At 45.4% G+C, this 21,584-nt stretch carries 16 protein-coding genes and 1 pseudogene; 11 read left to right on the forward strand and 6 right to left on the reverse strand.

Going from position 1 to position 21,584, the window contains the following annotated elements:
* Positions 1 to 7 precede the first annotated feature (7 nt).
* The 5 genes from ACFOEK_RS16660 (at position 8) to ACFOEK_RS16680 (ending at position 6,480) form a co-directional block, all read left to right on the forward strand.
* The gene (locus ACFOEK_RS16660; RefSeq protein WP_386722600.1) at positions 8 to 1,456 is read left to right on the forward strand and encodes a TrkH family potassium uptake protein; all 1,449 of its coding nucleotides are present in this window, start codon (positions 8 to 10) and stop codon (positions 1,454 to 1,456) included.
* 306 nt (positions 1,457 to 1,762) lie between these two features.
* Positions 1,763 to 2,752: a glycine--tRNA ligase subunit alpha gene (glyQ, locus tag ACFOEK_RS16665; protein ID WP_386722601.1), complete on the forward strand. Its 990-nt coding sequence runs from the start codon at positions 1,763 to 1,765 to the stop codon at positions 2,750 to 2,752.
* Positions 2,752 to 4,812 carry a glycine--tRNA ligase subunit beta gene (glyS, locus tag ACFOEK_RS16670; RefSeq protein ID WP_386722602.1) on the forward strand — a complete coding sequence of 687 codons (2,061 nt, stop codon included), beginning with the start codon at positions 2,752 to 2,754 and terminating at the stop codon, positions 4,810 to 4,812. The genes glyQ and glyS overlap by 1 nt, the downstream gene beginning before the upstream one ends.
* A 282-nt stretch (positions 4,813 to 5,094) precedes the next feature.
* The gene (locus tag ACFOEK_RS16675; protein ID WP_386722603.1) at positions 5,095 to 5,859 is read left to right on the forward strand and encodes a lysophospholipid acyltransferase family protein; all 765 of its coding nucleotides are present in this window, start codon (positions 5,095 to 5,097) and stop codon (positions 5,857 to 5,859) included.
* Positions 5,860 to 5,928: 69 nt separating this feature from the next.
* Entirely contained in the window at positions 5,929 to 6,480 is a 552-nt protein-coding gene (locus ACFOEK_RS16680) for a hypothetical protein (protein ID WP_386722604.1), read from the forward strand.
* A gap of 91 nt (positions 6,481 to 6,571) precedes the next feature.
* On the opposite strand, the gene gyrB is transcribed toward ACFOEK_RS16680, so the two are convergent.
* From gyrB to ACFOEK_RS21245, 6 genes and pseudogenes are all read right to left on the reverse strand, one after another.
* Entirely contained in the window at positions 6,572 to 8,986 is a 2,415-nt protein-coding gene (gene gyrB / locus ACFOEK_RS16685) for a DNA topoisomerase (ATP-hydrolyzing) subunit B (protein ID WP_386722605.1), read from the reverse strand.
* A 20-nt stretch (positions 8,987 to 9,006) separates the two neighbouring features.
* Entirely contained in the window at positions 9,007 to 10,101 is a 1,095-nt protein-coding gene (gene recF / locus ACFOEK_RS16690) for a DNA replication/repair protein RecF (RefSeq protein ID WP_386722606.1), read from the reverse strand.
* A 199-nt stretch (positions 10,102 to 10,300) separates the two neighbouring features.
* Positions 10,301 to 11,278 (reverse strand): lipase family alpha/beta hydrolase, encoded by a 978-nt coding sequence (locus ACFOEK_RS16695; RefSeq protein ID WP_386722607.1) that lies wholly within the window; start codon positions 11,276 to 11,278, stop codon positions 10,301 to 10,303.
* Between the two features lie 308 nt (positions 11,279 to 11,586).
* On the reverse strand, positions 11,587 to 12,687 hold the full coding sequence (dnaN, locus tag ACFOEK_RS16700) for a DNA polymerase III subunit beta (protein WP_386722608.1): 1,101 nt from the start codon (positions 12,685 to 12,687) through the stop codon (positions 11,587 to 11,589).
* A gap of 243 nt (positions 12,688 to 12,930) precedes the next feature.
* Complete coding sequence (gene dnaA, locus ACFOEK_RS16705; RefSeq protein ID WP_449280230.1) at positions 12,931 to 14,145, reverse strand: chromosomal replication initiator protein DnaA; 1,215 nt, start codon at positions 14,143 to 14,145, stop codon at positions 12,931 to 12,933.
* A gap of 432 nt (positions 14,146 to 14,577) precedes the next feature.
* A pseudogene (locus ACFOEK_RS21245) lies at positions 14,578 to 14,754 on the reverse strand (DnaA N-terminal domain-containing protein); the annotation flags it as partial.
* Positions 14,755 to 15,146: 392 nt separating this feature from the next.
* Between ACFOEK_RS21245 and ACFOEK_RS16710 the strand changes: the two are divergent.
* The 6 genes from ACFOEK_RS16710 to ACFOEK_RS16735 all read left to right on the forward strand — a co-directional run bounded on the left by ACFOEK_RS16710 (position 15,147) and on the right by ACFOEK_RS16735 (position 21,537).
* The gene (locus ACFOEK_RS16710) at positions 15,147 to 16,208 is read left to right on the forward strand and encodes an arginine N-succinyltransferase (protein WP_386722610.1); all 1,062 of its coding nucleotides are present in this window, start codon (positions 15,147 to 15,149) and stop codon (positions 16,206 to 16,208) included.
* A complete protein-coding gene (astA, locus tag ACFOEK_RS16715; protein ID WP_386722611.1) occupies positions 16,205 to 17,245 on the forward strand; it encodes an arginine N-succinyltransferase in 1,041 nt (346 codons plus the stop codon). Before ACFOEK_RS16710 ends, astA begins: the two co-directional genes overlap by 4 nt.
* Before the next feature lie 21 nt (positions 17,246 to 17,266).
* Positions 17,267 to 18,751 carry a succinylglutamate-semialdehyde dehydrogenase gene (locus ACFOEK_RS16720; RefSeq protein ID WP_386722612.1) on the forward strand — a complete coding sequence of 495 codons (1,485 nt, stop codon included), beginning with the start codon at positions 17,267 to 17,269 and terminating at the stop codon, positions 18,749 to 18,751.
* Positions 18,752 to 18,831: 80 nt separating this feature from the next.
* Positions 18,832 to 20,043, forward strand: coding sequence for an aspartate aminotransferase family protein (locus ACFOEK_RS16725; protein ID WP_386722613.1), 1,212 nt, complete (start codon positions 18,832 to 18,834; stop codon positions 20,041 to 20,043).
* A gap of 241 nt (positions 20,044 to 20,284) precedes the next feature.
* Complete coding sequence (locus ACFOEK_RS16730; RefSeq protein WP_386722614.1) at positions 20,285 to 20,836, forward strand: RNA polymerase sigma factor; 552 nt, start codon at positions 20,285 to 20,287, stop codon at positions 20,834 to 20,836.
* The gene (locus tag ACFOEK_RS16735) at positions 20,833 to 21,537 is read left to right on the forward strand and encodes a hypothetical protein (protein ID WP_386722615.1); all 705 of its coding nucleotides are present in this window, start codon (positions 20,833 to 20,835) and stop codon (positions 21,535 to 21,537) included. Before ACFOEK_RS16730 ends, ACFOEK_RS16735 begins: the two co-directional genes overlap by 4 nt.
* Positions 21,538 to 21,584: the final 47 nt, after the last annotated feature.

Consider the following 21,584-nt stretch of genomic DNA (forward strand, 5'->3'; position numbering starts at 1 on the left):
CGCTGCTATGCATCTCGTGCTGACTTCAAGAATCCTGGGCATCTTGCTAATGATCTTTAGCCTGGCGATGCTGCCACCGATCTTAGTAGCCTGGATCTACAACGATGGCGGCATGCAAGCGTTTAGCATCGCTTTCGGCATCAACGTTATTTCCGGTTTCCTGCTTTGGTATCCTGCTCGACGACACCGCAAAGAGCTCTCCGTCCGAGACGGCTTTATGGTAACGCTGATGTTCTGGCTGGTTCTGGCGCTGTTCGGTTCCTTTCCTCTGATGTTGTCAGATAACCCGGGCTTATCCTTCACCGATGCTTTTTTTGAATCCCTTTCCGGGCTCACCACCACCGGAGCCACGGTTATCACCGGCTTAGATGACTTACCCCACTCCATTCTTTTCTATCGCCAACAACTGCAATGGCTCGGCGGCATGGGGATCATCGTATTGGCGGTAGCAATTCTACCTATGCTCGGGATTGGGGGCATGCAGCTGTATCGGGCTGAAACACCAGGGCCGATGAAGGATTCGAAACTGACGCCGCGTATTACCGAAACCGCAAAAGCGCTTTGGTACATCTATCTATCTCTGACCATCAGCTGTGCGTTAGGTTATTGGTTAGCCGGTATGAGTGCTTTCGACGCCATCTGTCATAGTTTTGCCACCGTCGCCATCGGTGGTTTCTCAACCCACGATGCCAGTATCGGCTATTTCGATAGCCAAGCCGTGGAACTGATCTGTGTCTTTTTCATGATTGTGTCCGCCATCAACTTCAGCCTGCACTTTGTCTCTTGGCGGAGAAACACCTTCATCTATTACTGGAAAGACCCTGAAACCCGTTTTTTCCTGAGTATTCTGATCATTGCCGTGCTCATTACCGGCCTGACTCTGGCGACCACTCAGGCTTACCCTGAAAGCCAAGCCTGGAGCCGGGCATTATTTGAAGTCGTCTCGGTTGCAACCACTACTGGCTTTGGCGTCGATGATTTCTCCACCTGGCCAAGCTATTTGCCATTTTTGCTGTTCTCCCTTGCATTTATCGGCGGCTGTGCAGGCTCCACCGGCGGCGGAATGAAAGTGATTCGTATGCTGCTGATCTACAAGCAAGGCTTGCGTGAAATTCGTCGATTACTGCACCCGAGCGCTGTGATTCCGATTAAAGTGGGACGTAAACCTGTGCCAGATCGTGTAATCGAAGCCGTCTGGGGCTTTTTCTCGGTTTACATCATCACCTTCATTGGTTTGCAAATCATGCTCTTGATGACCGGTCTGGATATGGTGACCGCTTGGTCTGCCGTAGGTGCCTGCATCAATAACCTAGGTCCAGGTTTGGGAGAAGTAGCCGCAAATTACGGTGACATTAACGATGCCGCAAAGTGGATTCTAAGTGCAGCCATGCTGCTAGGTCGTTTGGAAATCTTTACCGTACTGGTGTTATTTATTCCTGACTTTTGGGAAAGATAAGGGGAGTGGAGAGTCCATCCACTTCCTCAGTCAAAGAAAAGCATCTTTTTCGACAGAAACCCCCGAATTTCTTAATAAACCCAGGCTTCTCCATTGCAAGGATGGGGGCTTTGTCTTTATCATTGTCCGTTTATTTAATTCGTACAGCGAACAACCAATTCCCGCAACGAATCCGGCAGCAAGCAGCTCTGATGTTTCATTAAATTCAGGGCAAAATCAGTGACCATTTCTCACTCGACGTTATGACATATCTGCCCCATATACTTGCGGAGAAATAATAAAGATCGAACAGTTAAGGGGTCTTCTGTGACCAAACCAACGTATCAAGAACCAGATGTTTTAACTTTCCAGGGCTTAATCGCCGCTCTACAGAATTTCTGGTCACAACAAGGCTGTGTGATTAACCAGCCTATCGACATGGAAGTAGGAGCGGGGACGTTCCACACAGCAACCTTCCTTCGTGCCATCGGCCCGGAAAAGTGGAATTCTGCTTACGTTCAACCATGCCGCCGTCCAACCGATGGCCGCTATGGTGAGAACCCGAACCGTCTTCAACATTATTACCAATTTCAGGTCGTAATGAAGCCATCTCCAAGTAACATTCAAGAATTGTATTTGGATTCCCTGCGCATGATGGGCATTGACCCAAGCGTGCACGACATTCGTTTTGTAGAAGACAACTGGGAATCACCAACCTTGGGTGCCTGGGGTCTAGGTTGGGAAGTATGGTTAAACGGCATGGAAGTAACTCAGTTCACATACTTCCAGCAAGTGGGTGGTTTGGAATGTTACCCGGTAACGGGTGAGATCACCTACGGTCTTGAGCGTATCGCCATGTATTTACAGGGCGTCGACAGCATCTTTGATTTGGTTTGGTGCTATGGTCCGGACGGTTCCAAAGTGACTTATGGCGATGTATTCCATCAGAATGAAGTGGAAATGTCCGCCTATAACTTCGAACACGCCGATACTGATTTCATGTTTAAAGCCTTCGATCAGCATGAGAAAGATTGTGCTCGTTTGATCGAGGCCGGCCTTGCACTTCCAGCCTATGAGCAGGTACTAAAAGCCTCTCATACCTTCAACATGCTGGATGCGCGTGGTGCGATCTCAGTAACGGAACGTCAAGGTTATATCCTGCGCGTTCGTACGCTGGCTCGATCCGTCGCAGAAGCCTACTTCAACAGTCGTGCAGAGCTAGGCTTCCCATTAGCGGAAGAGGGCATTCGTGATGAAGTACTATCAAAGTATCAAGCGGCCAAAGCGAAACAAGAAGCTCAACAGGAGAAAAACTAATGGCAACACGTGATTTCCTAGTTGAGCTAGGTACTGAAGAATTACCACCAAAAGCACTTAAGCGTCTTAGTCAGTCTTTTGCCGATGGCATTGAACAAGGCTTAGCCGAAGCGAATCTGTCTGGCAGTAAGATTGAATTATTCGCAGCACCACGTCGTTTGGCGGTTCGTATTTCTGATCTTCCCGAAAAACAGGAAGACAAAGACGAAGTCGTTTACGGCCCACCGGCCAAAATCGGTTTTGATGAAGACGGTAACCCAACCAAAGCAGCCGAAGGCTTTGCCAAGCGTTCTGGGGTCGATGTCTCCGAAATCAAAACTGGCGACAACGGTAAGTTAATGATCGAGCTGAGCATCAAAGGTCAGGAAACAACGGCCTTGCTACCAGCTATCGTTCAAACCAGCTTAGACAAGCTACCTATCCCTAAGCGTATGCGCTGGGGTGCAAGCCGTACGGAATTTGTTCGTCCGGTGCATTGGTTAGTGATGCTATTCGGCAACGATGTTGTTGATGGCGAAGTGCTTGGCCTGAAAGCGGGCAATACCTCGCGCGGTCACCGTTTCCATGCGCCAGATGATATTCATATCGAATCGCCGAGTGCTTATGAAGAAGCACTTCGTGGTGCCTTTGTGATGGCAAGCTTCGATGAGCGTCAGCAATTGATCAAAGAGCAAGTAACCGCAGAAGGTAAAAAGCTTGGCGGCGAAGCAGTTATTGATGAAGATTTACTCGATGAAGTTACCGCGCTAAACGAATGGCCAGTTGCGTTAGCTGGTAATTTCGAAGAGCGCTTCCTGGATGTACCGTCAGAAGCCTTGGTTTCTTCGATGAAAGAACACCAAAAGTACTTCCACGTAGTCGATGCTAATGGCCAGTTGAAACCAAATTTTATCACCATTGCCAATATCGAAAGTAAAGATCCGGCACAGGTGATCGCCGGTAACGAGAAGGTCATTCGTCCTCGTCTTGCTGATGCGGCATTCTTTTGGGATACCGATCGTAAGCAAACGCTTGAAAGCCGCTTCGATAAACTGAAATCAGTGGTTTGGGTTAACAAACTTGGAAGTATTGCTGATAAATCAGAGCGTATCGCAACATTGGCAAGCAAGATTGCTAACGCAACAGGTAGTGACACAGGGCTTGCAGAACGTGCAGCCAAGCTGTGTAAAACTGACCTTGTAACGCAAATGGTCTATGAGTTTACTGATCTTCAAGGGCTTGCCGGTCAATACTATGCTCAGAATGATGGTGAACATGCGGATGTGTGTGCAGCCATGGTAGAGCAATACATGCCAGCCTTTGCCGGAGACCAGTTACCAGCAACGGCTACAGGTACCGCCATTGCCCTTGCAGACCGTCTAGACAGCCTTGTTGGCTTGTTTGGCCTTGGTCAAATACCGACAGGTACCAAAGACCCATTCGCGTTACGCCGTGCATCTCTGGGCGTGCTACGTATTTTGGTTGAGAAGAAGATCGACCTGGATCTTGGTGAGCTGATTGACTGGGCAATGGACAATGAATGGCCAGTTGCACTGAAAGAGAACACCAAAGCCACTTTAGTTGAATATATGTTGGATCGTTTCAGCGCCTGGTATCAGGACGAAAACATCCCAGCAGAAGTATTCCAGGCCGTTCGTGCCCGAGGCATTACCAAGCCATTGGATATCAATAACCGCGTGCATGCGGTATTTGCTTTCTACAAACTGGACGCAGCACAAGCATTGGCTTCAGCCAACAAGCGTGTATCCAACATTCTGGCAAAAGCAGAGCAGGCCATCCCGGAATCTGTAAATAATGGATTGCTTCAGGAAGATACCGAGAAACAACTGGCAGAGAAGGTAGCATCTGTATCTTCCACGCTGGCACCGGTATTTGCTGAATCTAATTACCAGCAAGCCATGCAAACCTTGGCCGAACTTCGTGAGCCAGTAGATCAGTTCTTTGATCAGGTGATGGTAATGGCGGAAGACGAAGCCGTTCGTAACAACCGATTGGCATTGTTATCTCAGCTTCGTAACCTATTCCTTGAAGTGGCGGATATCTCCTTACTTCAAGCCTAATGGGTTAGATAAGCGAATAAGGTTTTCAATACTTACTGAAAGCCGACAAAAGGGCGAATGAAACTTCATTCGCCCTTTTTATTGATAAACTACTCTAACTTTTCCCGCTATAATCCCCGTCTCTAATAAGAAACTATCACGCTCGCAAAAACTCTAACCAAATATCGCTCTTCCCAATTTTGTTACGGCATCTCCCTCTGCTTGTTAACAAAAGCTAATTATGACGAAGCTCGCTTTGGCGATAATACGAGCCTTTATCTATATATGGGTGTCCTTGCTGTTATGTTGTTAGCACTAATCCGATCGATTATTTTTTATATCATCATCTTTTTCTTCTCGATTGCCCAAAACACATTGGGCATCATTATCGGCTTGTTTTTACCTTATGAGCTGCGCTATCGCTTTATTATCACCACTTGGACTTCCAGCTTCATTTGGCTACTGAAAGTGATCTGCGGTGTACGCTATGAGATTACCGGCAAGCACAACATTCCTGAGCATCCTTGTCTGATCAGTAGTAATCATCAAAGCTCATGGGAAACGTTTTTCCTACAGTCTATCTGTACCCCTCAAACACAAGTGATTAAACGAGAGCTGCTATGGATTCCGTTTTTCGGTTGGGCTTATTCGTTACTCAAACCCATTGCCATCAATCGCGGCGACAAGCAAAACGCCCGAGCACAGGTCTTAGAGCAGGGCAGTCGCTATCTGAATTCAGGCATTTGGGTTTTGATCTTTCCAGAAGGAACGCGTAACCCTCCCAAAAGCTTAGGCCGCTATGCCCGCAGTGGTGCCGCATTAGCGATTAATGCCGGCGTGCCAGTACTACCGATTGCGCATAACTCAGGTCATTTCTATATCAATAAAGGATTTATTAAGTATCCGGGAACCATTCAAGTTCACATCGGATCACCGATTAGCAGTGAAGGAAAAACAGCAGAGCAATTAACTGATGAGGTTCGAACCTGGACAGAAAAATCCTTACAAGTAATTGAAGGGGTAGAGCAGGTTTCTGTAAGCAATAATATTCAACAAATTTCTGGTTAATATAATAAGGCAATATAGATTATGAGAGTCTTAAGTATTATAAGCTCCCTACTATTTAGTAGTTCACTAATGGCTGAATTGAAACCGAATGAAAAGGTCTACCCCCTATTAAAGGCTGCAGACCTTTCAATCAGAGAGCATGTACTGTCTAAAAATTTATTTAATACTGAATCTAACGATCTTCCTATAGTGGTTTATGCACTTAACGATGAGAAAAATTATCAAATTCTAAGTAAATATGAAGAAGGTTTGGATGTAGATGATATTCATACACAAGCGCTCACTAATTTGTGTGAAGAACCGTATGCAATAGAAAAGCTCAACGAGTATTCATTAACCGCTTCAGGTAATGACTTTTCAAGTGAACTAATTTTATGCCCTGATTTTTTAATGAAGGCACAAGCATCTCTCAACGCTGAAAAAATAATTGTCTCTGTTCCTAGAAGGACAGTAATCTATGCAGGCGCTTCAAATATGCCTGAAGAGGAATTCAGAAAGTTTTTGTATCTTTCAATATACACATACCAAGACAACAGTTTTGGCAATGAAGTGATCTCAGATACTTTTTTAGAATTTGAAAATGGCAAACTGGTCAGCAAGTTTACACTCAGAAAGAACTAGTATTTCTCAGTCGCCTCACAACTAAAAAAGCCGGAATGAGAACTCTCATTCCGGCTTTTTTAGTATCAAATAGACCTAATTTCAATAAGAATTAGAAATCCAGATTCGATACATTCAGAGCATTCTTTTCAATGAACTCACGACGCGGCTCAACATCATCACCCATCAGGGTCGTGAACATCTGGTCTGCGGCAATGCCGTCCTCTACCGTTACCTGCAACATACGACGAGAATCAGGGTCCATTGTGGTTTCCCAAAGCTGATCAGGGTTCATTTCACCCAACCCTTTATAGCGCTGGATATTGAAGCCTTTACGCGCTTCCTTCATCAACCACTCCAGTGCCTCTTTAAAGCTGGTCACTTCTTGAGAGCGCTCACCACGCTGCACAAAAGCACCTTCTTCTAATAGCGTAGCAATGTGATTACCCAACTCAACAATCGCGCGATACTCAGGAGACTCAAAGAACTCATGATTAATCACGTAGTCAGAAGTAATGCCATGCTCTGTCACAGCAACTTGAGGTAGGAATAATCCACGCTCTGAATCCTGATGCTGAATGATCTCGTAGAGCGTTCCACTACGCTTTTCAGATTCCAGTTTGCCCTTAAACGCACCAATCCAGTCGTCCATGAACGCTTTGTCTTTTAAATTCTCAAGCGTCACGGTAGGGCGATAGATCAACTCTTCCATTATTTTTTTCGGATAGACACGGGCCATGCGCTCAATCATGCTCATGACTGAGCGGTACTTATCCACGATGGTTTGTAGACCTTCGCCTTTAATACCTGGAGCATCAGAATTAATATGAAGCGATGAATTGTCCAGTGCGATCTGAATCATAAAGTTCTCCAGATCTTTTTCACTGTCGATGTACTGTTCCTGCTTACCTTTCTTCACTTTGTACAAAGGCGGCTGAGCAATATAGATGTGACCACGCTCCAATAATTCACGCGTTTGGCGGAAGAAGAAGGTCAGTAATAGCGTACGGATGTGAGAACCATCCACGTCCGCATCGGTCATGATGATGATGCGATGATAACGCAGTTTGTCTGGGTCAAATTCTTCCGGACCGATACCACAACCTAGAGCAGTAATCAGAGTTCCTACTTCTGCCGATGACAGCATCTTATCGAAGCGGGCTTTCTCGACGTTCAGAATCTTACCTTTCAACGGTAAGATTGCCTGTGTACGACGGTCTCGACCTTGTTTCGCAGAACCACCGGCCGAGTCACCCTCCACCAGGTAAATTTCTGATAGGGCAGGGTCTTTTTCCTGACAGTCGGCCAACTTACCTGGTAAGCCAGCAATGTCCAAAGCGCCTTTACGACGAGTCATCTCACGAGCTTTACGAGCCGCTTCACGGGCACGCGCGGCATCCACCATTTTCTGAACAACTTGCTTGGCTTCGTTTGGATTTTCTTCCAGGAACTCAACCAGTTTAGATCCCATCTCTTGTTCAACCGCAGACTTCACTTCGGAAGACACTAATTTATCTTTGGTCTGAGAAGAGAACTTAGGATCAGGCACTTTTACCGAGATAATCGCTGTCAAACCTTCACGAGCATCGTCGCCGGTAGTTGCCACTTTCTGCTTCTTCTGAAGTTGTTCCTTCTCAATGTACTGATTCAAAGTACGAGTCAACGCAGCACGGAATCCGGCTAAGTGAGTACCACCATCGCGCTGAGGAATGTTGTTGGTGAAACAGAAAATATTTTCAGAAAAGCTGTCATTCCACTGCAGTGCCACTTCAACCGCAATGCCATCGTCACGTTCATTACAGAAGTGGAATACGGAGTTAATCGTCGACTTATTGGTGTTCAGATAATTAACAAAGGCTTCCAGACCACCGTCGTATTTGAAGGTTTCTTCTTTACCAGTGCGAAGGTCTTTCAGGATAATGCCGACACCAGAGTTCAAAAATGCCAGCTCACGAAGGCGCTTAGCCAAATGATCGTAGCTGAATTCAATCCCGGTAAACGTCTCTGCAGACGGTTTGAAATGAATTTCTGTACCCGTAGACTCTGAATCACCCACGGCTTTCAGCGGCTCTGTCGGCACACCATGAACGTATTCTTGTTCCCAGATTTTACCCTGACGACGAATCGTTAATTTTAGTTTCTCAGAAAGGGCGTTTACAACCGAAACACCTACACCGTGCAAACCACCGGATACTTTGTATGAGTTATCATCAAACTTACCACCGGCGTGCAGTACCGTCAGAATAACTTCTGCAGCCGATACACCTTCTTCTTCGTGAATATCAACCGGAATTCCACGACCATCATCAGATACGCTGATTGATTCGTCAGGGTGGATCATAACCTTGATGTCACTACAGTGACCTGCTAACGCTTCATCGATGGAGTTATCTACCACCTCAAATACCATGTGATGCAAACCGGTACCATCATCTGTGTCACCGATATACATGCCTGGTCTTTTTCTTACCGCATCAAGGCCTTTTAGAACCTTAATACTGGACGAATCATATTCTTGTTCTGACATAACATTCCTCTTAGCACATTCTAATCAGTGCTTGCTGTTATCTTCCCTTGTTTCACGTGAAACACTTGAGTCTGTTCTAAAATCGTTCTGCTAAAACCACCGAGATCAACCGATGTCATAAACACCTGACGGCCCATGGCTATCAACTGTTGCAGAACCTTATTACGATGCTCTTCATCTAATTCAGAAGGCAGGTCATCTAACAGCAAGAGTGTTTCGTTGTTTCCATGCCGTTCAAAAAGACGGCATTGCGCCAATACCAAAGCGCAGACCAGAAGCTTTAACTGTCCTCGAGAGAGGACTTCTTTTACAGGTAGACCATTCACTCGAATGATCAAATCAGCCCGATGTGGTCCGTATCGGGTATAACCGGCTTCCAAGTCTTTTTCTAAATTTGCGTCTAGATAGTCCGCATAATCTACTTCTTTAGACCATCCCCTATTATATCTTATCTCGACGTTTTCTAAATCAGTTAATTGCGCTACAACGCGTTCAAATTCATCTTTTAGTGCGCCAAAGTACTCAAGTCGAGCTTCCGACATAGAGTCTGCCAAATTCACCAACTGACGAGTAAATGTTCGAATAAGCGATGGAGCCGCATGAGAACGGAGCAGGGCGTTACGTTGTTTGGCCGCCTTTTTAAATCGAGAGGCCAGCGACCAAAACTCATGTTTCACGTGAAACACCCCCCAATCCATGAAACGGCGACGATATTCAGGGCTTCCAATCACAAGATCAAACGAACCCGGCTCTAACACTATCACAGGTAATAACGAACTGATGGTTTCTTGCGATTTAATCTTTTCACCATTGAGCCGCGCTTCGCCTTTACCATCTTTATTTTTAGTAACACCAATGGCTAGATCAGAGTCAGAATGGGAAAGGTAGGATTTAGAAAATATGGTGTAAGCATCAACCCCTTGTGCAATTAAATGCTTGAGAGAGGAGGAGCGAAAGCTGTTGCCCGTCGCCAAACAATGAATAGCTTCAAGGACACTGGTTTTGCCTGCCCCATTATTACCAATAAAAAGAGAGACTTTTCTGATGGGATCAAAGGACACAGAGCACTGTTTAAGATTACGTAAACCATCAATCTTTAATTGAGTGATGAGCATAGAAAAGGGGCCTTCAATCCATTATTCAACGTCATCCATTCTAACAAACAAACGACAAAAAAAATCCTCATATCTATGACTAGAAATGAGGATTTTTTGTCTGAAGGCCATTCATTCGAAGACCATTTATGGATAACTACAGTTACGATAACTATCTACATCGAACAATGAGTTAGCAAGCACCGTAGAATCACATGATTTACAGACCAGCCTTCTTAAGACGGTTAGCTTGTTGCTCATAAACCGTTACAGGGTCCGTTTCAAACAAGTGATGAACACCGATGAAACCGTTGATTTCGTCAAGGTGATTCATCGAGTAGTTGTCGCGAATTACATCTCCTAAATGCGAACTACAACGACCAACCAGACCATCGTTTGCTTCACCAGATTTCAATGCGAAAGCACCAGAGGCAAGCAACAGGAATGGGTCTGCTGGATCAAACACGTTGGTATAAGGAGAGGTACCACTCCAAGAGTAATAACGTACACCGTTAGATGCTACATGATCACCTTCACCGCAATAATTGCTCGGGATACCTTCTGGGTATTGAGCGTTAAAAGCAGCAGCACCTTCAGAATTCAAAGACGCCAAGGTTGCTAAAGAATCCTGATTACCATCCGTTGGATTATTCGACAGCAAATTAATCAAACTGCCCAAGCCATTAACGATAGCACTCACGGCCACTGTAACCACTTGACTGCCATCTGAAATATCTTGAACTAAGTCAGCTACATCAGAACCTTTGTGTGGGCTGCCAACACTGGTTACAGACGCCACCAAATCAGGACGAACCGATGCCACATAACGTGCCGTTGGCCCACCGTGACTGTGCCCAATCAGGTTAACTTTTTGTGCACCGGTCACTGCAAGAATCTGCTGAACTTGAGTCAGTAATTCTTCACCACGAGCTTCAGACGAATCCAATGCTGTTACTTGCACAGGAAATACCTTAGCACCTTTGTCTTCAAGCGCATCTTCCACACCGTAGAAGTAATCCATGCCTAATACACTGTCAAAGCCCAACATGCCGTGTACGAGTACAATCGGATATTTGGTTTTGGCATAGTCGCTATTGTCATCACAAAAGAACCAGCACCAAGCTGAAGCCGTTGAACTGACAATAGAAAGGGAGATAGCAACCGCAAAGCGAGCTGCCCATTGGGTTATAGCTTTCATGTTGTTTCCTCAATAATTATTTTTGTTACGAGGTTTCTTTTTGAGCAATGCTTGGAATCGAGAGCCAGCACCTTTTTAATGAAGCAATTGAATTCCTTACTCTAATCCTGATTATAGAAAGATATCCCACAATAAACAGGTCAATTCTGACCAATGGTAAAGGATTTCAGGTAGATCGAACCCTACCCAAACGGGTAAGACGAAAGACTAAAAAAGAGAGAAAAGCGTATAAAAGTGCAGAAGCGCAGGGCATAAAAAAGCCGGAACTTAATTCCGGCTTTAGAAGTAGTCTAAGGTAATATTCTAGCTTACAGCTTCATTGGCATCACAACATAAACGGAACTGCCACCGTCAAAATCTTCTACCAACGCACTGCTGTTGGGGTTCGACAACGTTAACTTAACTTGATCGCCCGACAACGCATTTAACACATCTAACAAATAGGTTACGTTGAAACCGATTTCTAAGCGCTCGCCTTCATAATCAACAGTTACGGTCTCTTCCGCTTGTTCTTGTTCCGGGTTATTGGCAATCACCTGCAATGACGCTGGTTCTGCAATCAAACGCACACCACGATATTTTTCATTCGATAGAATCGCAGTACGCTGAAAAACCTGACGCAGTTCTTGGCGAGAACCACACAGCACCTTATCACCGCCTTTCGGGACAACGCGCTCATAATCCGGGAATTTGCCTTCCACCAACTTAGAGGTAAACAGATAATCACCAGCATTAATTCGAATGTGATTAGAACCAACGGTAACTGTGATTAGCTCATCACTCTCACCTAACAAGCGTTGAAGCTCAATCACACCTTTACGAGGCACAATTACTTGCTTCTTATCACATGCAACATCAGCAGTACTGTCTGACATCGCCAAACGGTGACCATCGGTTGCTACTGTACGCACCACACCTTGAGTTACTTCCAACAACATGCCATTGAGATAATAACGCACGTCTTGTTGTGCCATAGCAAAGCTGGTCTGATCAAATTGATTTTTAAGATCTTCGGCTTTCATGGTGAAGTTTAAGTCAGCCGTGCTTTCTTCCACATTAGGAAAATCATCGGCTGGCAAGGTAGCTAATACGAAACGACTGCGACCCGCTTTCACCTGAGCTTTAGCACCGTCTGTAGAAAACTCTATCACCGACTGATCAGGAAGAGATTTACAGATGTCCAGTAGCTTACGAGCAGGAACGGTAATTTGACCGGATTCACCCGGTTCTTCAAGCGACAAAGCACCTACCAATTCCACCTCAAGATCGGTTCCCGTCAACTTAAGTTGACCGTCTTCCAATACCATCAAAATGTTCGACAAAATAGGCAGTGTGTGTCTTCGCTCAACAACCCCTGCAACCAACTGCAAAGGTTTTAATAGAGCTTCCCTGGAAATTGAAAATTTCATTAGCTCCCGCTCTCTTTTTATCTGAAAATATTTTTAAATTTAAAAATAATAATGCGTTCTATTATTCACTAATTTACCGACTGATGCTATCCATCTTCTATCAGCAAACCAAGCTAACTTCTAAAATCAACAAAAGTATAGAGTATCAGTAAGTTAACTGGGTATTTTTAGAAAACCTTATCACTAAGATTTACATCGAATAGAGACGAAGAAGGGCAGCAACCACTCGAAATACATGCGGCATCAAGTTGTCAGCATTCGAATCAACTTGCCGTAGTCATCGGCCATGTCTGCATCCGAGCTCTTCAACTCATTAATCTTACGGCAGGCATGTAAAACGGTTGTATGATCACGACCACCAAAGGCTTCACCAATTTCCGGCAAACTGTGATTGGTTAACTCTTTGGAAAGGGTCATTGCGATCTGTCGCGGTCGCGCAATCGAACGCGTTCGGCGTTTGGAATTAATGTCCTTCTGACGAATGTCGAAATAATCGGCCACCGTCTTCTGAATGTTATCAATACTGACTTGTTTGTCTTGAAGCGCTAACAAGTCCTTCAACGATTCTTTAATAAAGTCAGGGGTGATTTCGCTGCCGGTAAAGTGGGCGTTAGCAATCACACGCTTCAACGCACCTTCCAGTTCACGAACATTGGAACGAATTCGACGTGCAATAAAGAAGGCCGATTCATCTTTCAGATCCACACGTTGTTCTTCGGCTTTCTTCTTAAGAATCGCCACTCGCGTTTCTAACTCCGGAGGCTCGACAGCAAAGGTCAACCCCCAACCGAAACGGGAACGCAAACGATCATCCACACCATCAATTTCTTTTGGAAAACGATCCGAAGTCATGATGACTTGTTGACCGGCTTCCAACAGCGCACTGAAGGTATGGAAGAATTCTTCTTGAGACCGCTCTTTACCAGAGAAAAATTGAATGTCATCAATCAATAGCGCGTCAACCTGGCGGTAGTAACGCTTAAACTCGGTAATGGCATTGAGTTGTAATGCTCGAACCATGTCGGCAACAAACTGCTCAGAACGAAGGTAGAGAATCCGTGCATTTGGATTCTTCTTCAACATATAATTACCGATGGCTTGCATCAAATGGGTTTTACCTAAGCCCACACCACCGTATAAGAACAGTGGGTTATTGCTGCCACCCGGACTTTCCGCCACCTGCAGCGATGCGGCTAATGCTAACTGGTTCGACTTACCTTCAACAAAGGTTTCAAAGGTTAAGTTTCGATCCAGATTGGTTTCATAAGGTTGAGACTTAATTGCAGCATTCGATTCACGCGCCGCCGCCATAGGATTCTGAGTGAGGCTATGAGGATGGTGTTGATTTGAATGACTCTGATGCGAGTACGCATTACTACCAAAGCTTTGTCCTGACGAATGCACGATCGCGGAGGTATTCTCTAATACTGAAGCATATGCCGGAGCAGGGGATGACATATTCATCTGATCGGCATAATTATGCTGATCCCCGAAATCACTTTCTGCATAGTCACGACCTGAAGAAGCCAAGGTCTGCATGGCAGATTCGACACTGATTTCTGAATCACTGTCCGATAGGTTTTCCCTGTCTGCTCGAGGCGCAGAGGAAGTAGCCTGCGCATCGGACCAATTAGGCATACGCTGATTGGAGTACATTCCCTGCGGTGGAGTAAACGCTGGTTCACCGGTATCTGACGATTGAGCATGAGAATTCATTGGCGCGGAGTGTGGCGCTTGTGAATTCGATGCAGAGCTGACTGACTGGTTACTAAAGCGATTATTGGTTGGTCTGCTAGGGCGAGCCATACCGAAGTTAGCACGACCGCCTTGACGCACTTCGAAGGTTAGTCGAGGTGGAGCAGAGCTGGAAAACTCCATCATTAACCCTGAAATCCGACTTAAAAACTTGTCGAAAACCCAGTCTCGAATAAAACGGTTCGGAGCAATGATAACGAGCTCTTTTTCGTCACCTTCCACTTCTAATGGCCTTAACCAGGTATTAAATTGCTGAGAAGGCAATTCTTGCTCTAAGCAACCTAAACAGTGCTTCCATAGCTCAACAGACACAACACACTCCAAATTCAATACAGCCGCAAAATTGTACCTAAAACTATAGTCTAGAGACAACAAAAATCCGCTCTACCAACACAGATATCCACAAATATTTTCACCTCTAAAGAAAACACCAATAACAGTTAATTATTTATATTTCATATACTTACAATAGTTAACAACCCATTAAGAACAGCTTATCAAGAACTTATCCACAATATTACCAACAAACATATAAACAGATTTAAGGTCAAGACTTTCTTGGAACCATTTATCTGAACTACACTCTATTACACGATTTCTCTAGAGCCTGAGTTAAACATCTTTACTATATAGCGCTTTATTTCGGGGAGGGCATTACTACACCTCCTCAATGAACCACAACAAAACAACACAGAGACTTTTGGATGTATTCTCTTAGACCAGCCAAACAAACCGATTTGGACACTATATTGGCATTAGCCTGCAATCAGGGCGTACGCCAAGCCAGTCTGCCGAAAGAAGCCCATCAATTAAGGCTGTTTATTCAACAGAGCGAAGAAGCTTTTCGCCAACCCAACAACGCATTACCGTCTGGCAGCCAAGCCATTAAGACTAAGAATTTTGCATCCAATTACTTGTGGGTGGTTTGTTATACTTCAGAACCTGAACAGGATGCAGTGGTCGTAGGTACCGTTGCCGTTGAACCCTACACAGGCCAAAAAGAACCCTTCTACAGCTATCGGCAAGAAACGCTGATCAATGCCAGCTACCGACTTAAAGTCAAAGAAAAGATCCCTGTTCTGTATCAATCTCACGAACTGGCCGGGTTTTCTCAATTACATTCGATGACGTTATTAGCGGAGCACAGAAACAGTCAGGCCATCAGTTTGATGGTGCAGGGCGTGCTGTTGTATATGGCCGAGCACACGGAACTGTTCAGTTCTGCTTTACTGATCGAATTTCCCGGCTTTAAAGACGAGCGCGGTCATTCGCCCTTGTGGAAAGATCTGGGACAACACTTCTTCCAAATGACCTTGGAGCAGGCTTGTTACCATGCCAGCATTGAAGATAAAGCCTTAATTGCGCAACTGATGCCCAATCATCCGCTCTATAAAAACCTGCTTTCCAACACCACCCAAGCCACTTTGGGCGAACCTCAACAAGATCTGTTGGATTACTACCAACTGTTTCTACGGGAAGGATTTGCACCATCACAACACCTCGATATCTTCGATGGGGGGCCATGCCTGATTTGTCAGAACAACTCAGGCCATACCTTTAATGAGAATGCCCGTATTCGTCTCGAACATTTTCATTCGAACACCCAGCCGTGCATCGTCATGAACACCCAGAAACATCACCCTATGGCCATCTATGGCAACTTTGAAAGTGAGTGGAATTTGGAATCAATAGAAAACGTACTGAACATTAATCCACAAGAATGGATTCGCTATGTGCCTGCTCATTCAGGGGAGGAGACACTATGATCGTACGTCCCATCGCTCACAAAGATTTAGATGCCCTCTATGATTTAGCGAAAGCCGCTGGAGTAGGGATGAACAGCTTACCGGCCGATCGAGACTATTTAGCTCAGAAAATTGATCGTGCAGTAGAATCCTTTCAGCAAAGCATTCCACGTGAACAAGCCAGCTATTTATTTGTCCTCGCCAATGATGACGATCGGGCCCTTGGCGTGTGTGGTATTGAAGCATCGATAGGTTGGGATGAGCCTTGGTATACCTACCGCGTCAGCCAGATGGTACATGCCTGTCGCGACATCAATATCTATACCAATACTCCAACATTATTCTTAACCAATGATCAAATAGGTTACTCCGAATTGTGTTCACTGTTGGTCCACCCTGATGCCCGTGGCCATAAAAACGGTCCGTTGTTGAGTCGCTGTCGCTTCTTATTCATTCGACAGTTTCGTGAATTATTCGGCGAGAAACTTTTTGCTGAAATGCGAGGTTTCAATGATGAACAAGGCCATTCACCGTTTTGGGACGACCTCGGTAAAAAGTTCTTCAACATGGAATTTGAACGCATTGACTTTTTAACAGGACGTGGTCATCGATCCATCATTGCGGAATTGATGCCTAAATATCCTGTGTACAGTCACCTGCTTGCAGAATCCGCGCGCAATTGCATCGGTAAAGTTCATCCCAATACGCAACCAGCTTTAGAAATGCTTAAGCAAGAAGGGTTGAGGTATGAGAACTATGTGGCGATCTTCGATGGCGGGCCTGTGATGGAAGCCTACATCGACGACTTGCGCTTAATTAAGCAGGCTCAACAGTTAACCGCAGTAGCGACTGACCCGGCTGATTTACCGTCGGAACAAGCGCCTATTCTGTTATCTAACCAAAAGCTGGAAGACTATCGCTGTCGTCTATGCTTCAGTTATCGACTTGATGGCGAGCAACTCTATCTGCCGCAGAACATCATTGATGGATTGCTGTTAGAGAATCAAACAGTAACACTGGCCAGCCTCTATGCCAAAGACGCTAACATGCTGAGCTAGTTACGAACAGAGAGGCACATTATGAAAGCCTGTCACGATTTACTTATCAACGGTCAATGGCAAGTCGGTTTGGGCGAGAAATTTATCTCCAAAGAACCGGCCTCCCAGCAAGTCATTTGGGAAGGCTACAGTGCCAGTGGAGATCAGGTAAATCAAGCGGTTCAGGCCGCCCGAATGGCCTTTGAGCACTGGCGAAAGCTCGACATTTCAGAACGTTTGAAATACCTGCATCGTTTTGAACAAGTCATTAAGCAGCATAAGGATGTGCTGATCGAAGCACTGTGCCATGACACCGGCCGCCCATACTGGGAAGCCCAGCTGGAAATTCAAGCGGTCGCAGGAAAGGCCGAACTGGCCTTTGAAGCCTATCTCCAACGAACCGGAGAACGGGTGATGGCCACCTCCGGTGGTCATATTCAATTAAGGCATAAACCGCATGGAGCGCTGGCTGTACTGACATCGTTTGCTTTTCCTGCATCCATCGCTACCGGCTATATAATCCCCGCCTTATTGGCCGGTAACACCATTATTTTCAAGGGCAGCGAGCGCACACCGAAAGTCTCGGATCTGTTGGCGCAGCTCTGGCAAAGTACAGGCATTCCCGGCGGGGTGATTAATGTACTGCAAGGGGATGCCAACGTCGGCCACCACTTAACACATCATCCTGACATTAATGGCGTGCTTTTTACCGGCACCACAACAACCGGTATCTCCATCAACGAAACACTCGCGACAACGCCGGATAAATTAGTCTGTCTGAATATGAGTGCTAACAACCCTTTAATTATTGGGGAAGTGCAGAACACCCAAGCTGCGCTCTACCACATTCTTCATTCCGCATTTATTTCATCCGGACAACGTTGTTCAAACGCACGCCGTCTCTACCTTCCGGACAGCACGTTCGGAGATCACTTGCTTGAACAGTTGATCGAACAGTCCCATCTATTAATGATTGGTCATTATCATGAGCAACCTGCTCCCTTTATGGGGCCTGTGATTAATCTTGCCTCGGCGAAGAGCATACTTAAGCAACAACAACTGCTACTTTCGAAAGGCGCTCATGTCCTACTCAGTGCACATCAAGCCGATGAAAAAAGCGCATTTATGAGCCCTGGTTTGCTGGATATCACGTCCATTAAAGAGACATTCGATCAGGAAATATTTGGTCCTATTCTCCAAGTGTGCCGCTATTCATCGTTTGACGAAGCCATTGATCTCGCCAATAAAAGTAAGTACATACTTACTTCCGGTTTAATTAGTGATAATCAGGCTCAGTTTGATGAATTTGATTGCACAATCCAGTCGGGTGTAGTTAACTGGAACCAACCGATTACTGGCGTGAGTGGGGCAGCACCCTACGGCGGCGTGGGACTAAGCAGTAATCATCGACCAGGGGGATGGTATTCGGCCGACTATTGCGCGTATCCAACCACAACCATGTACCAACATGGAGTCTCTTTTCCATCCTCACCGATACCAGGCATTAACCTGAAAATAACGCCTTAATGACACAAGTCAGAGGTCGGACAACAAACATCCCAACAGCCAATCCTTAACGAACATTTTTTATTGAGGTCTGTATAACAATGACGAACAGATCGACATTCGATGATGTCATGGTTCCTAATTATTCGCCCCTTGCTGTTGTGCCTGTACGTGGCAAAGGCAGCCGAGTATGGGATGAAAACAACAACGAATACATTGATTTAGCCGGTGGAATTGCAGTTTCCTGCCTAGGCCATTGTCATCCTAAGTTAGTTCAACGACTGCAACAACAAGCCGAAAACCTATGGCATGTCAGCAACGTCATGACCAATCAACCGGCGTTACGATTGGCCAAAAAACTCACCGAATTAACCTTCGCAGAAAAAGTCTACTTTGCGAACTCCGGTGCTGAAGCCAATGAAGCGGCATTAAAACTGGCTCGTAAGTATGCCTTCGATAATTTCGGGGCTGAAAAAACTCAGATAATCTCCTTTGAGAGTTCTTTCCATGGCAGAACCTTGTTTACCGTTTCTGCCGGTGGCCAAGCTAAATACTCTGACGGTTTTGGTCCTCTGCCAGCCGATATTAATCATGCCACGTACAACGACTTATCGTCGGTTGAAGCGCTGATTTCAGACAACACCTGCGCAGTGATCATCGAACCGATTCAAGGCGAGGGTGGTGTAAAAGCGGCATCGAAAGACTTCCTGAAAGGCTTGCGCGAGTTGTGTGATAAACACAATGCATTATTGATCTTTGATGAGATTCAAACCGGTGCCGGTCGAACGGGTGAACTATACGCCTACCAAGGTTATGACGTCGTTCCTGACATTTTAACCACTGCCAAAGGCATTGGCGGCGGCTTCCCGATTGGCGCCATGCTCACTACCACTGAAATCGCGAGTGCTCTTGTAGTGGGTACTCATGGCAGTACTTATGGGGGGAATCCTTTAGGTTGTGCCGTAGCCGAAGTTGTGGTGGATATCATTTCCGACCGTCAATTATTGGATAACGTTAAAACCAAACATCGTAAGTTTATGGATGGTTTGGATCGTATCAACGAACGTCACAAGATTTTTTCTGACATTCGTGGCTCTGGATTACTGATTGGTTGCGAACTGAAAGAAGCCTTCCATGGCAAAGCAAAAGACTTACTCAGCGAAGCACTGGAACAAGGCTTGATGATTTTAGTCGCCGGCCCGAACGTGATGCGTCTGGCTCCCTCGTTGATCATTCCGGAGGAAGACATCGAGCAAGGCTTAATGAGCCTAGATAGTGCGATTGCCAACTTCCTTTCGAAACAAGACGCTTAAGCCATTAATGTTTTGACCCGCTGCTGATACACCCACGTATCAGCAGCGCCTTATTTCTTATCCAATTAATCAACATTTTATCCACCTGAAAGCAATCAAATACCCTGATCAGTCGTCTAGAGAAAACAACGGTTAGGGGAACTCAATGGCGATCCCAACATCTCAGTAAGCATGCTCTAACAACTCAGACACCTCGTGTCTCTACAAATAACGAGCATTCAAACCTGGGAGGGGATGAATCATGTTTAATGAACAACAACTGAACAAGCTGTACCAATACGCTTATGCTTTGACTCGTAACAAAGACGATGCCTATGACTTGGTCTACACCTGCGTCGAACGTTACCTGCGATTGAACTCCCCAAAACAAGAGGCGATGGCGTATCTTAAACGTTCAATAAAAAATGCCTTTATTGATCAAATTAAGTCGTCAGCCCACCAGAAAGAAGTGTTTTATGAGGAAGCAGTATCGGCAAAACTTCATGATAACGACAAGCAATCCACCTCCACCGTAGACAATTTTTTGGAACTGGATACCAATTGTTTGGAAGAGCTTCTCATCAATGAGCAGGAAGTCATCGCCTTCACTGAACACCTCAATGCGGAAGAAAATGAATTACTTTATTATTGGGCTGTGGAAGGCTATACCGTTCAGGAATTATCGGAAGTAACCGGTAAACCAAGAGGCACCTTATTATCCAAATTACACCGGATTCGTAAAAAAGCAGAACAATTTTTAGCCAAACATGAAGCAATACAAGCGAGCTTACATCATATTAGATCGAATACATGACCGAGAAGAAAACCCTAAAACAGGCGTTAAAAGCCCACTATCAACAAATCAAGTTAGATGATGAACAACGAACAGGTTTGGATCATCTTCAGCGCAGCTATCAGCCGAAACAGGAAACGGCGGACAGCCCCTCTCCTGCGCCTGAAGAAAAGGGCAGCAGACGGTCACTATCTTTAGCAATTGGCTTGTTCTCGGTACTTCTAGTTGGTTTTGTCTCTGGCCATCTACTGTCCAAATACCATTACCAAAAGCAACTGACAGAACACGATCAACAAGTTACTCACAACACAACTGTGTATAACACCAATCAGTTAATCCGCGATATCGCAGAAGAAATCACCTTCAATCATAGAAAGCTGAAGCCGCTGGAACTTAAAACAAATCATTTTGAAGAGCTGGTCAGCTACTTTGACATGCTCGACTTTCGACCTTATCACTCGCACCTCTTTAAACCGCAAGGTACGCTTATCGGCGGCCGATATTGCTCCATTGGTACTGTCAGTGCGGTACAGATCCGTTATCAAACGGAGCAAGGTGACGTAACCACGCTTTTCCAAACCACTTACAACCCGGAACACTTCAAAGGCTTACCCAATATCGAAGCAGGTGATCAACCCGTTACTCAATATTTGAACGGTTACAAAGTCACTCTTTGGATTGAAATGGGCATTGTCATGGCGAGCGTGTCGTCGCCCGATTAAACCAAACTAACAATTCCTGACCTCTATCAGTTCGCTATTCTTAAAGT

The sequence above is a fragment of the Litoribrevibacter euphylliae genome (assembly GCF_042646085.1).
GTDB classification, from domain to species: Bacteria; Pseudomonadota; Gammaproteobacteria; order Pseudomonadales; family Litoribrevibacteraceae; genus Litoribrevibacter; species Litoribrevibacter euphylliae.